We start from the raw sequence: 12,851 nt of genomic DNA, 5'->3' as shown, positions 1-12,851 counted from the left end.
AACGGATCAAATAGCTACGTTACCTTTGATATGAGGATCAGGATGGTAATTTTTTAATTCAAAGTCTTCGAAATTAAATTGAAAAATATTTTTAACAGAAGAATTTAAAATAATTTTTGGCAATGGTTTTGGGGTACGACGGATTTGAAGTTGAATTTGTTCTATATGATTATTATATACATGGGCATCTCCTATAGTGTGAATTAATTCTTTTTCTCTAAAATTTAGCGTTCTAGCTATCATAGTAAGAAATAGAGCATAAGAAGCTATATTAAAAGGTAATCCAAGAAAAATATCTGCACTTCTTTGATATAATTGCAACGATAATTTTTTTTCATAAACATAAAATTGAAAAAGTAAATGACAGGGAGGTAATGCCATATTTGGAATCATTCCTACATTCCAAGAAGAAACTATTAAACGTCTTGAATTAGGATTTAATTTTATTTCTTCTATAAGATTAACTATCTGATCAATATAATGACCATCATAAGTAGGCCATTTACGCCATTGTAATCCATATATTGGACCTAGATCTCCATTTTTATCAGCCCATTCATTCCAAATAGATACTTTATTTTTTTTTAAATACTTTATATTTGTATCTCCTTTCAAAAACCATAATAATTCATAGATAATAGACCGTATATTTAATTTTTTGGTAGTTAAAAGAGGAAATCCTTTTTTCAAATCAAATTTCATCTGATATCCAAATATGCTTTTCGTACCTATACCAGTACGATCCATTTTATTTATTCCATTTTTTAATACGTTTCTTAATAAATTTAAATATTGTTTCATCTTTAAAAAGTATTTTTGCATAAAAAAATATAATTATGAATCAAAAGGTACTCTTCTTTTCTACAAGAAGTGGATTAAAACTATCAGAAAAAATAGCCTATTATTATGGTAATTTACTTGGTAAAATTCGTTTTTTGGAATTTAGTGATAGAGAATATACCCCATGTTTTGAACAATCTGTTCGTGGATCAAGAGTTTTTTTGATTGGATCTACTTTCCCTCCAGTAGATAATTTGATGGAATTACTTTTAATGTGTGATGCAGCACGTAGGGCATCTGCTCATAATATAACACTTGTTGTCCCCTATTTTGGATGGGCCCGACAAGATCATAAAGATAAACCAAGAACTCCTATTGCAGCAAAACTTGTAGCTAATTTAATGGTTGCTTCAGGAGCTACTAGAGTTATGACTATGGATCTTCATGCAGATCAAATTCAGGGATTTTTTGATATTCCTGTAGATCATTTGTATGCATCTAGAATATTTATTGATTATATTAGAAAATTAAATATGGACCAATTAACCATTGCTTCTCCAGATATGGGAGGTGCCAAAAGAGCTAGGAGTTATGCTGGTTATTTAGGAACAGATGTCGTTATCTGTTATAAAGAAAGAAAAAAAGCAAATGAAATAGAATTTATGAATCTTATTGGAAATGTGAAAGAAAAAAATATCATACTCATAGATGATATGGTAGATACAGCTGGAACTTTAACAGAAGCAGCAAATTTAATCAAAAAAAAAGGAGCTAAAAGTGTACGTGCTATAGCAACTCATCCAGTTTTATCAGGAAATTCATATGAAAAAATAAGAAATTCAGATCTTGAAGAATTGGTGATTACTGATTCTATCCCAATAATAAATAAACTATATAAAATAAAGATATTATCCTGTGCACCACTTTTTGCAGAAGTCATGAAATCTGTACATAATGACGAATCTATAAGTAAAAAATTTATAATTTAATTTAATATGCAATATATAAATATATACGGAAAAAAACGAAATATAGGAAAAAAAGAGATTGAATCAATTCGATCTTCCGGAGAAGTTCCTTGTATTTTATATGGAAAAAATATTAACATTCCATTTTCTACTTCATTAGAAAGTTTCAAAAATTTAGTATATACATCAAAAATACATTGGGTTAACATTCAAATAGAAGGAAAAAATATAAATGCAGTTCAAAAAGAAATTCAATTCGATCCTATTAGTGAAAAAATATTGCATGCTGATTTTTGGAAAATTGATAAAAAAAAATCTATTATATTAGAAATTCCTGTAAAAACTTTTGGAAGACCTATTGGGGTTTCTAAAGGAGGAGAATATGATTCTACGATTAGAAAATTAAAAATAAAAGCTATTCCTTCTTTTTTTCCAGAATATATAAAATTGGATATTAGCCATTTAGATATAGGAGAAAAAATTACAGTGAAAGATATATATCCAAAAGGATATACCATTTTACATCCTAAAAATACTCTTATAGCTAGAGTAAAACACTCTCGTATTACTGCTACTGAAGAAAAAAAAACGGATCCTATCAGTAATAAAAAAGAATCTCAAGAAGAAAATAAAAAAAAGAATATAAAGAAATAAAGTTTTGATTCTAATGATAATAAGAGATCTTGATTTTATGAAAATTGCTCTTGAAGAAGCTTTGATTGCTTTTCACGAAAAGGAAGTTCCTATAGGAGTTGCAATTACCTATAAAAATATAGTCATAGCTAGAGCTCATAATTTAACCGAAACTTTAGGTGATATCACCGCACATGCAGAAATGTTAGGGATTCACTTAGCATCTAATTATTTAGGGGAAAAATATATCCGAGAATGCACTTTATATGTAACTATCGAACCCTGTATTATGTGTGCAGGTGCCTTATTTTTATCTCAAATTGGGAGAGTAGTTTGTGGAGCAAAAAATTATAAAATAGGATTTTTATATACAGGGATAAAATTACATCCAAAAACAAAATTTTTATCTGGAATTATGAAAAATCAATGTAGTCATCTTCTAAAAAAATTTTTTTTCTTGAAAAGAATTCATCAATTTTAGGTAGGTAAGTTATAGAAGTATTTTTTTCTTTTTTCTTATTTTTAATTTAAGTAATATTGGTAATGTAGTCATTAAAACAATCAACAAAATAATCCATTCCAGATGATTTTTTAATTCTGGGAACCTTTTGTCTAGGTAATGCCCAGCTAACATGATCGAAAAAGTCCAAGCAAGAGCTCCAATAATATTATAAATCATAAATTTTTTAAAGTTAATACGTATTGCCCCAGCTACAATTGGGGCAAAAGTACGAAGTATTGGAAGAAAACGACTCATGATAAGTGCCGTTGTTTTATATTTATTATAAAATAATTTTGCTATGATAAGATGTTTTTTCTTAAAAAAAAAGGAATCTTTCTTTTTATACAAAAAATTTCCAGATTTATATCCAAGCCAATATCCTTGTATATTACCAAGTACAGCAACACATGCAACAATTAAAATAATTACGAAAAATGGAACATTATAAAAATTTTTGCATAAATTTTCTCCGAATATTCCAGCAGTGAATAATAAGGAATCTCCTGGTAAAAAAAAACCGATAAAAAACCCTGTTTCTGCAAAAACAATGGCTAAAAGAATAAATAAAGCTGTATTTCCAAAATAGAAAAAAATCCATCTAGGATTGAATAAATGCTGAAAAAAATCCCAAATATCTGACATTTTATTATGTTGAATATAATATTCTTATAAACTTTAAAGAAAAATAAAATATTTCCATTTCTTTTCTTTCAATAAAAGTTTAAAATATTTATTTTTAATGAAAAACATGATATTTTTTTTATGGAATTTTTATTCAAATTTATTAATATTTTAGGATGGGGTCCAAATATATTTTTCATAATCGTTTTTTTTATCTTTATAACTTATTGGTTATACAAAATATTTTACTTTATTGATTAAAAAACTTTATGGATTGATCTGGATTATAATAATCTTTATTCCTATTAATAAATTGGTTAATTTTGTTGTATCAAGTATAAAAAAACGATTTTATTGTTATGTTTTGTGATAATAAAAAAATTATATTTTTTAATGAAGAAGCTTATCAAAAATTAGAAAATTATCTACTTCATCATATTGATTCCATCAAAAATACATTTATTCTAGTAGATTATTGTACCTATATTCATTGTCTTCCAATTCTTTTCCATCATATAAATTGTTTAGAAAAATCTAACATTATTCAAATTAAACCAGGAGAAAAAGAAAAAAATATTTATACATGTATTCAAATATGGAAATATTTGGAAAATTTTAAGGCAACTAGAAATAGTTTAATTATTAATTTAGGAGGGGGAGTTATTACAGATATTGGTGGATTTATTGCCTCTGTGTTTAAAAGAGGAATTCGGTTTATTAATATTCCTACAACGTTATTAGGTATGGTAGATGCATCTATAGGATATAAAACTGGAATTAATTTAGAATCTATTAAAAATGAAATAGGTTCTTTCTATTGTCCAGAATTTTTAATCATTGATCCTTTTTTTTTAAAAACTCTTCCTGAAAAAGAATTTATTTCAGGAATGGCAGAGATGTTTAAACATGGGTTAATAGCAGATGAAAATTTTTGGATTGATATGAAAAAATACCAAATAAATAAGGATCAAAATAAATGGAAAGATTTAATCTATCAATCTATATTGATAAAAAATAAAATTGTAGAAAAAGATCCTAAAGAAAAAGGATTAAGGAAAATTCTTAATTTTGGACATACTATCGGTCATGCTTTAGAGAGTTATTTTCTAGATTCTAAAAAAGAAAAACTTTTACATGGTATAGCGATCGCTATGGGAATGATATATGAATCTTGGATTTCTTACAAAATAAATGGATTATCTATAAATGATTATCAAGAAATAAAATCGAATCTTTCTAGATTGTATCCAATTAAAAAAATATATAATTCAGAATTTGATCAAATTTTTTTTATTATGGAACATGATAAAAAAAATGATAAAAATAAAATTCAATTTTCTTTATTAAAAAAAATAGGAATTTGTTCTTACAACTGTCAAGTTCCTTATTCTTTAATCAAAGAAAGTTTTTTACAAAAAAAATAAACATTTATTTTTTTTCTTAATTGATTAATATTTTTTATATTAAGTATCGATATTCCTTTAATTATACTGAAGCTAAATAATACAACTATATAAAATGGGAGAAAAATTAATTCCTATTAATATTGAAGACGAAATGAAATCTTCTTACATAGACTATTCTATGTCTGTTATTGTATCCAGAGCTCTTCCTGATGCAAGAGATGGATTAAAACCTGTACATAGGAGAGTTCTATATGGAATGTTCCAATTAGGAATTTTTTCTAAAAATACTTATAAAAAATCGGCTCGTATTGTTGGAGAAGTACTAGGGAAATACCATCCACATGGAGATATTTCTGTTTATGATACTATGGTTCGTATGTCTCAAAAATGGATACTTCGTTATCCTTTAATAGATGGACAAGGTAATTTCGGATCATTAGATGCGGATCCACCTGCAGCAATGCGTTATACGGAAGTTAGAATGAAAAAAATATCTGAAGAAATGTTATCGGATATAAAAAAAGATACGGTGGATATGAAACTTAATTTTGATGATTCTCTAGAAGAACCTACGGTATTACCTACCCGAATCCCCAATCTTTTAATTAATGGCTCTTCTGGAATAGCCGTAGGAATGGCTACCAATATTCCACCTCATAATTTAAAAGAAACTATTAAAGCAATTTGCGCTTATATTGATGATAATAATATATCTATAGAAAAAATAATAGAATATATTAAAGCTCCAGATTTTCCTACAGGAGGAATTATTTATGGATACGATGGAGTCAAGAAAGCATTTCATACTGGAAAAGGCCGTATTGTATTACGCGCAAAAGTTCATTTTGAAGAAATTCAGGGGAGAAAATGTATCATTGTAGATGAAATTCCTTATCAAGTAAATAAATCAGAAATGATTAATAGAACTGTAGAGTTAATCAAAGAAGGTAAGATGGATGGGATCTATCAAATTCGTGATGAATCTGATAGGAATGGATTACGCATAGTATATATGCTAAAACAAAATACAAATTCTAATGTATTATTGAATAATTTATTCAAATATACTTCTTTACAAACTTACTTTAATGTTAATAATATTGCATTAGTTAATGGAAAACCAGTTAAACTAAATATTAAAGATCTGATAAAACATTTTGTAGATCATCGTCAGGATGTTATTATTCGTCGTACTCAATACGAATTAAAAAAATATAAAGATAGAGTTCATACTTTGATGGGCTTTTTAAAAATATTAGATCATTTAGATAAAATGATTGAATTAATCAAAAAATCTAAAGATCATCATGAAGCTTGTGATAGACTCATTAAAAAATTTAGACTATCTAAAAATCAATCTAAATCTATTTTAGATCTTCGCTTGCAAAGTCTTACTTCTTTAGAAATTAATAAAATTAAAAGAGAATATGAAGAATTAGTCAAAAATATAGAACATTTGGAAAATGTTTTATTAAAACATTCTATCAGAATGCAAATTATTAAAAAAGAACTTTTATATATCAAAGAAAAATATCAAGATGGACGTAGAACAAAAATCGATTACTTAGGAAATGAAGTACATATAGAAGATCTTATTGATGACGAACAGGTAGTACTGACTATCTCTCATGCTGGATATATAAAAAGGACTTCTTTATCTGAATACAAATGTCAAGGAAGAGGAGGAGTAGGGAATAGAGGGGCTAGTACTAGAGAATCAGATTTTTTAAATCATCTTCTCATTGCTACTAATCATCAATATCTACTTTTTTTTACAGAAAAAGGGAAATGTTTTTGGTTAAGAGTCTATGAAATACCAGAAGGATCAAAAATTTCTAAAGGAAGAGCTATACAAAATATGATTCAGATACAAAAAGATGATAAAGTAAATGCCTATATATTAACTAGAGATCTTAAAGATACAAAATATGTTCAGAATCATTATGTTATGATGGTTACTAAAAAAGGAATTATTAAAAAAACTTCTTTAGAGAACTATTCACGTCCTAGAAAAGATGGAATAAAGGCTATTCTCATTCGAGAGGGAGATTCCTTATTAGAAGCAATCCTAACTAAGGGTAAAAGTCATGTTTTGATTGCTGTAAAAAGTGGAAGAATTATTCGTTTTTCAGAGAATAATGTTCGTAAAACTGGAAGAACTTCTTCTGGAGTAATAGGGATAAATTTAAAAAAATATGATATTGTAATTGGAATGATATGCGTAGAAGAAGAGGAAAAAGGAAATGTTTTAGTAGTTTCGGATAAAGGATTTGGAAAAAGATCAAATATCAAAGATTATCGAATTACTAATCGTGGAGGAAAAGGGATAAAAACCATAAATATTACTAAAAAAACAGGTCATTTAATTTCTATAAAACATGTAAAGGATCCAGATGATTTAATGATTATTAAAAAGTCTGGAATAATCATCCGTATTCCAATATCGGATATAAGAGTGATGGGTAGGGCTACACAAGGTGTAAGATTAATCTATCTCAAAGAGAAGGATGAAATTGCTGATGTAGAAAAAATTGATAAAAAACAGGTCATTTAATTTCTATAAAACATGTAAAGGATCCAGATGATTTTTTTTTATTAATTTTCATTAAAATCTCGTAAAATATTTACACATTCTGCTATATGAAAATCTTTCAATAAATTATTTTTCCACTCTTTTTTTTCCGATTTATATTTTGAAATAATTTTGTAAGATGGAGTATAAGCTTTTAATCCATATATATTTAAGTAATCTTTTAACTTTTGAAAGGCTTCGTTTCTTTTTTTTATTTTTAAATTATCATAATAAAAATCTTTCCAATTTAAAGAAAAATTTCTTTGTTTTATAAATTTTTTTTCGAATAATTGTATAGTTTTATAGATAGTATTTATATCCTGATGTTTTTTCAAACGATTTAGGCTTTTTAACTTTATTTTTTCCAAATCTACTTTCCCTTTCCAAGGTTTATAAGGAATAGAATCAATACGATCCCATCTCATGGAGTTAGGTTTTTCTTTTTCCATTTTTTTTATGGAAAAAGAAATATTATTATTTGGGATAACTATATCTGAATTTACGCCTTTTAATTGAGTAGAACTTCCATTTACGCGATAAAATTTATTCATAGTAAATTTTAAAGTACCCAATTCATTATTAGAAAATAAAAATGAGTTTAATGGATAAAATGTTTGAACAGTCCCTTTACCGTATGTTTGATCGCTACCAACAATGATCCCTCTTTTATAATCTACTATAGTAGCCGCTAGTATTTCTGATGCAGAAGCAGATAATTCGTTGACAAGAATAACGAGAGGCCCTTTCCAAAGGATATTATCCTCATTATTTTTGATGATCTTCTTTTTTCCAGAAGATAGTTTTACTTGTACTATTGGAACTTTTCCTAAAAAAAAACCTGAAATTTGAACAACAGTATCTAAAGATCCTCCTCCATTGTTTCTTATATCAATAAGAAGACCTTTAATTTTTTCTTTTTTTAATTTTTGAATAATTTTTTTCATATCTTGAGCTGCATTTCTTCCATTTTTATTTTCAGGATTAAAATAAAATTCTGGCAAATGAATTAAACCATATTTATTTTTATTATTATCCAATAATATGACACTTTTTGCGAAAATTTCTTCTTTTTCAATTATATCCCTAATAATGATAACTTCTTCTATAGAACCATTTTTTTTTTGAATTGTTAATTTTACTTTACTTCCTTTTTTCCCTCTTATAAGACGAACGGAATTTTCTAATAACATTCCTATAATATTTTTAGATTCTGAATTTAGATTTTTTGCTACTCGAATAATTTTATCTCCTATATCTATCCTTTTACTTTTCCATGCAGGTCCACCAACGATAAGTTTTACAACAGTTGCATAACCTTTATAATCTTGCAATTCAGCACCAATTCCTTCTGTTTTACCAGATATATTTAAATCAAAATTTTCCTTTTCTTTAGTAGAAAAATAAATAGTATGAGGATCATAATGAGATATAATAGTATTTACGTACATAGAAAACCAGTCTATTTTTTTTTTCATTTTTAATTTTCTTAAATATTCACGGATATCCTCTTCCACTTTTTTTCTTGATTTTTTTTCTTTATGAATAAATAGATTCTTCCAAATATTCTTTTTGTAATTTTTACAAAAATTTTTCTTTGTATTTATTGAAGTTACTATTTCCATAAGAGTTAAATATTTTAAATATTTTCTCCATTCTTCTATCCATTCTTCTTTATTTTTAGGATAAAAATATTTATATTCTCCAGGAACAAATATTTCTTTTTTATTGAAATCAAAAGGTTTTTTTAAAATTTTAAAACAAAAATTTTCTACTTCTTTGATTCTTTGATCAAAACGATTTATTGTCATATTAAAAAATATCGGGTCACCATTGATCCAATAATCATCTATTTTTTCTCTATAGTAAGATAGATATTCTAGATCTTTTTTCAGAAAAAAACGTTTTTGAAAATCTAAATTTTCAAAATATTTTTTATATACTTTTTTAGAAAAATCATTATTAATTTTAATAGGACTAGGATGTAAAAAATAAAGTATTTTGTATATTTTTTTTAGTATAATACTATGATTTTCTACTTCTCCTTTTGGAGAACAAAAACTTAATAAAAAAGTAAAAATAAAACCAATTATTATATTTTTAAATTTAAAATCTACAATCATTCTGATACTGATTAATAAATAATAAAATTACAAATATTTATATCCTTTATGAAAAAATGAAAAATAAACCAATTATTTTAGTGACTAACGATGATGGAATTATAGCTCCAGGTATTCGAGCTCTTGTTAATTTTATGAATTCTTTAGGAGAAGTTTATGTTGTTGCTCCAAATAAACCTCAATCTGGAATAGGGCATGCCATAACTATGGATACCATTTTATATTGTGATTCTGTACGAATAGACAATGGATGTCAAAAAGAATGGGAATGTTCAGGGACTCCTGTTGATTGTGTAAAATTAGCTATTAGTAATATACTTCCAAGAAAACCTGATATTTGTGTTTCTGGAATTAATCATGGATCGAATTCTTCCATAAATATTATGTATTCTGGAACAATTTCTGCAGTAATAGAAGCTGGAATTGAGGGGATCCCTTCTGTTGGTTTCTCTCTTTTGGATTTTGATTGGAATGCAGATTTTGAACCAGCAAAAAAATATGTATGTAAAATTGTAAAAAAAATTCTTTATAATCCTATCCCAAAAGGGGGTATTAGTCTTAATGTAAATATTCCAAAAAAAAAAATAAAAGGAATGAAAATATGCAGGCAGGCAGAATCTAAATGGAAAGAAAGTTTTGATAAACGTTATAACCCAAAAGGAAGAACTTATTATTGGCTAATTGGAGATTTTATTAATTTTGATAAAAAATCGGATACAGATGAATGGGCCTTAAAAAATGGATACGTTTCTATTGTTCCTATAAAATTTGATTTAACAGATTATCCAATTTTAAATATTTTGAAATCATGGAATTTGATATTATTATTTATTTTTTTGGATACTCTATTATGAATAAAAAATTTATATATAGTGTCACCTATTTTAGAAGTAACTTTAAATCCAAAAAAAATTCAAGAATTTGTTGGGCAATGTGATATTTTAGAAAATTTAAAAATTTTTATTCAAGCTGCTAAAAAAAGAAAAGAATCCTTAGATCATATTCTTTTTCATGGTCCTCCAGGATTAGGAAAAACTACTCTTTCTCATATTGTTGCTAATGAATTGGGCGTTAATATATCTGTAACTTCAGGATCCGTTTTAGATAAACCAGGTGATTTAGCGGGTATACTTATTCATTTAAATTTGAACGATGTTCTATTTATAGACGAAATTCATCGTCTTTCTCCTATAGTTGAAGAATATTTGTATTCTGCTATGGAAAATTATAAAATTGATATTATAATAGATTCGGGATCTAATGCACGATCAGTACAAATTGATTTATCTCCTTTTACTTTAATAGGAGCAACAACAAGATCTGGATTATTGACAGCACCTATGCGTTCTAGATTTGGAATTAATTTACGTTTAACTTATTATCAAAAAGAATTATTAAAAATAATTATAGAACGTAGTGCAAAAATATTAAACATTCCAATAACCGAAGAATCTTCTTATGAAATAGCCACTAGAAGTCGTGGAACTCCACGGATAGCTAATTCTTTACTTCGTAGAATTCGTGATTTTGCTCAAATAAAAGGGGATGGAATTATAGATAGTAACATATGTGATTTAGGATTAAAATCCCTTAATGTAGATAAATATGGATTAGATGAAATGGATAATAGAATTCTTACATCTATTATTGATTCCTTTAAAGGAGGGCCTGTTGGAATTAATAATATAGCAACAGCTGTAAATGAAAATTCCGATACAATAGAAGAGGTTTATGAACCTTTTCTTATTCAAGAAGGATATTTAATAAGAACACCTAGAGGGAGAATAGCAACAAAGTTAGCTTATCAACATCTTAAACGCCCTATTTGCAATAATAAAAAAATTTAGATTTTTTTATTATCTATTTATAAAAAACTAACTTTGTAGAAAAAGTATAAAATTGTAAAAAATCATGCCTTCAAATGTTATTGTTGGTCTCCAATGGGGTGACGAGGGAAAAGGTAAAATAACAGATTTACTTTCTAAAAATTCAGATTATGTAATTCGTTATCAAGGAGGAAATAATTCGGGTCATTCTATTCATATTAATAATCGTTATTTTATTCTTCATTTAATTCCATCTGGAGTAGTTAATCCTGCTATTAAATGTATTATAGGACCTGGAATGGTTATTGACCCTAAATCCTTGATTCAAGAATTTAAAAAAATAGAATCTATCGGAATAAATACCTCTAGAGTTTTTTTGGCAAAACGTGCACATCTAACCATGCCTTATCATCGATTACTAGATGAATATAAAGAAGAAGCTTTAGGTTCTAGATCTATTGGAACTACACATCGTGGAATTGGTCCTACTTATGAAGATAAAATAGCCCGTATAGGAATCCGTTTATTAGATTTTTTGAATTTCAAAGTATTTCATAAAAAATTAAAGGATAACGTAGATTATAAAAATAAGATTATTACAAAAGTATATAAAAAAAATCCTATTTATTTTAAATCAATATATGAAGAATATATCGAATATGCTAAGATTCTTTCTCCTCGTATTATTGATTCTGTACATGAAATTCATTATGCTTTTCATAAAAAAAAGAAAATTTTATTTGAAGGGGCTCAAGCTATGTTATTAGATATAAATTATGGAACATATCCATATGTAACACCTTCTTCAACTTCTACAGGTGGGGTATGTACAGGAACTGGGATTCCTCCTAATTTTTTGAAAAATTTTATAGGAATAGCAAAAGCTTACTGTACACGTGTAGGATATGGCCCATTTCCTACAGAGATTAGGAATAAAATGAGCGATATCATACGTAAAAAAGGTAATGAATATGGTTCAACTACCAAACGGTCAAGAAGATGTGGATGGTTAGATCTTTTATCTCTAAAATATTCCTGTATGATTAATGGAATTAATTATTTAATCATTACAAAATTGGATGTTTTAAGTGAATTAGAATTAATTAAAGTATGTGTAAAATATCAAATTCATGGAAAAAATATACAATATTTTCCATCTAATATAGAATTGGAAGAAAAAGAAATAGAAGCTATTTATATAGATTTTCCTGGTTGGAAAAAAGATATTTCTCATATACATGAATATGAGGATTTGCCTAAAAATTGCAAGAAATATGTTAACTTTATAGAAAGTTATTTAAATTTAGATATTGTATTAATTTCTGTAGGATCTGAAAGAAGTCAAAATATTATTAAAAATAAATCTTCTTTTTTGAAAATTTTTTCTTAGAAAAATATTGCCATTTATTATAAAAATGATTCT

General features: G+C 26.3%; 11 protein-coding genes. 8 read left to right on the top strand and 3 right to left on the bottom strand.

Features of this window, described 5'->3' with window-relative positions; all coding sequences use genetic code 11:
• Window positions 1-6: 6 nt before the first annotated feature.
• Window positions 7-801, bottom strand: coding sequence for a thymidylate synthase (locus tag DM817_RS02390; protein WP_113738431.1), 795 nt, complete (start codon window positions 799-801; stop codon window positions 7-9).
• Window positions 802-836: 35 nt separating this feature from the next.
• Here DM817_RS02390 and DM817_RS02385 point away from each other — a divergent pair, with 35 nt between their 5' ends.
• The 3 genes from DM817_RS02385 to DM817_RS02375 are packed head-to-tail and all read left to right on the top strand — an operon-like array spanning window position 837 to window position 2,862.
• Window positions 837-1,769, top strand: coding sequence for a ribose-phosphate pyrophosphokinase (locus tag DM817_RS02385; RefSeq protein ID WP_113738430.1), 933 nt, complete (start codon window positions 837-839; stop codon window positions 1,767-1,769).
• A gap of 6 nt (window positions 1,770-1,775) precedes the next feature.
• A complete protein-coding gene (locus DM817_RS02380; RefSeq protein ID WP_113738429.1) occupies window positions 1,776-2,402 on the top strand; it encodes a 50S ribosomal protein L25 in 627 nt (208 codons plus the stop codon).
• Window positions 2,403-2,415: 13 nt separating this feature from the next.
• Window positions 2,416-2,862 (top strand): nucleoside deaminase, encoded by a 447-nt coding sequence (locus DM817_RS02375; protein WP_113738428.1) that lies wholly within the window; start codon window positions 2,416-2,418, stop codon window positions 2,860-2,862.
• 9 nt (window positions 2,863-2,871) lie between these two features.
• Here DM817_RS02375 and DM817_RS02370 read toward each other — a convergent pair whose 3' ends face one another.
• Window positions 2,872-3,525 carry a DedA family protein gene (locus tag DM817_RS02370; RefSeq protein ID WP_113738427.1) on the bottom strand — a complete coding sequence of 218 codons (654 nt, stop codon included), beginning with the start codon at window positions 3,523-3,525 and terminating at the stop codon, window positions 2,872-2,874.
• A gap of 338 nt (window positions 3,526-3,863) precedes the next feature.
• Here DM817_RS02370 and aroB point away from each other — a divergent pair, with 338 nt between their 5' ends.
• Both aroB and gyrA read left to right on the top strand, forming a co-directional pair.
• Window positions 3,864-4,928: a 3-dehydroquinate synthase gene (aroB, locus tag DM817_RS02365; protein WP_113738426.1), complete on the top strand. Its 1,065-nt coding sequence runs from the start codon at window positions 3,864-3,866 to the stop codon at window positions 4,926-4,928.
• Between the two features lie 94 nt (window positions 4,929-5,022).
• Window positions 5,023-7,464: a DNA gyrase subunit A gene (gyrA, locus tag DM817_RS02360; protein ID WP_113738425.1), complete on the top strand. Its 2,442-nt coding sequence runs from the start codon at window positions 5,023-5,025 to the stop codon at window positions 7,462-7,464.
• Between the two features lie 41 nt (window positions 7,465-7,505).
• Here the strand turns inward: gyrA and DM817_RS02355 are convergent, their stop codons facing one another.
• Window positions 7,506-9,602, bottom strand: coding sequence for a carboxy terminal-processing peptidase (locus DM817_RS02355; protein ID WP_113738424.1), 2,097 nt, complete (start codon window positions 9,600-9,602; stop codon window positions 7,506-7,508).
• 56 nt (window positions 9,603-9,658) lie between these two features.
• Between DM817_RS02355 and surE the strand changes: the two genes are divergently transcribed.
• From surE to DM817_RS02340, 3 genes are all read left to right on the top strand, one after another.
• Complete coding sequence (surE, locus tag DM817_RS02350) at window positions 9,659-10,456, top strand: 5'/3'-nucleotidase SurE (protein ID WP_113738423.1); 798 nt, start codon at window positions 9,659-9,661, stop codon at window positions 10,454-10,456.
• A gap of 18 nt (window positions 10,457-10,474) precedes the next feature.
• Window positions 10,475-11,449, top strand: coding sequence for a Holliday junction branch migration DNA helicase RuvB (gene ruvB, locus DM817_RS02345; protein ID WP_113738422.1), 975 nt, complete (start codon window positions 10,475-10,477; stop codon window positions 11,447-11,449).
• Between the two features lie 64 nt (window positions 11,450-11,513).
• Window positions 11,514-12,818: an adenylosuccinate synthase gene (locus DM817_RS02340; protein ID WP_113738421.1), complete on the top strand. Its 1,305-nt coding sequence runs from the start codon at window positions 11,514-11,516 to the stop codon at window positions 12,816-12,818.
• Window positions 12,819-12,851: the final 33 nt, after the last annotated feature.

It is taken from the genome of Blattabacterium clevelandi, from assembly GCF_003268615.1.
Lineage (GTDB): Bacteria > Bacteroidota > Bacteroidia > Flavobacteriales > Blattabacteriaceae > Blattabacterium > Blattabacterium clevelandi.
The sequence above is the reverse complement of the archived record's forward strand: the minus strand, read 5'-3'. Positions and strand labels throughout refer to the sequence as shown.

What these genes read in the sequence shown, in the direction of transcription:
- DM817_RS02380 (WP_113738429.1), top strand. Translation starts at nt 1,776, where the DNA reads ATGCAATATATAAATATATACGGAAAAAAACGAAATATAGGAAAAAAA.
- gyrA (WP_113738425.1), top strand. Translation starts at nt 5,023, where the DNA reads ATGGGAGAAAAATTAATTCCTATTAATATTGAAGACGAAATGAAATCT.
- DM817_RS02385 (WP_113738430.1), top strand. Translation starts at nt 837, where the DNA reads ATGAATCAAAAGGTACTCTTCTTTTCTACAAGAAGTGGATTAAAACTA.
- DM817_RS02390 (WP_113738431.1), bottom strand. Translation starts at nt 801, where the DNA reads ATGAAACAATATTTAAATTTATTAAGAAACGTATTAAAAAATGGAATA.
- aroB (WP_113738426.1), top strand. Translation starts at nt 3,864, where the DNA reads ATGTTTTGTGATAATAAAAAAATTATATTTTTTAATGAAGAAGCTTAT.
- DM817_RS02375 (WP_113738428.1), top strand. Translation starts at nt 2,416, where the DNA reads ATGATAATAAGAGATCTTGATTTTATGAAAATTGCTCTTGAAGAAGCT.
- DM817_RS02340 (WP_113738421.1), top strand. Translation starts at nt 11,514, where the DNA reads ATGCCTTCAAATGTTATTGTTGGTCTCCAATGGGGTGACGAGGGAAAA.
- surE (WP_113738423.1), top strand. Translation starts at nt 9,659, where the DNA reads ATGAAAAATAAACCAATTATTTTAGTGACTAACGATGATGGAATTATA.
- DM817_RS02370 (WP_113738427.1), bottom strand. Translation starts at nt 3,525, where the DNA reads ATGTCAGATATTTGGGATTTTTTTCAGCATTTATTCAATCCTAGATGG.
- DM817_RS02355 (WP_113738424.1), bottom strand. Translation starts at nt 9,602, where the DNA reads ATGATTGTAGATTTTAAATTTAAAAATATAATAATTGGTTTTATTTTT.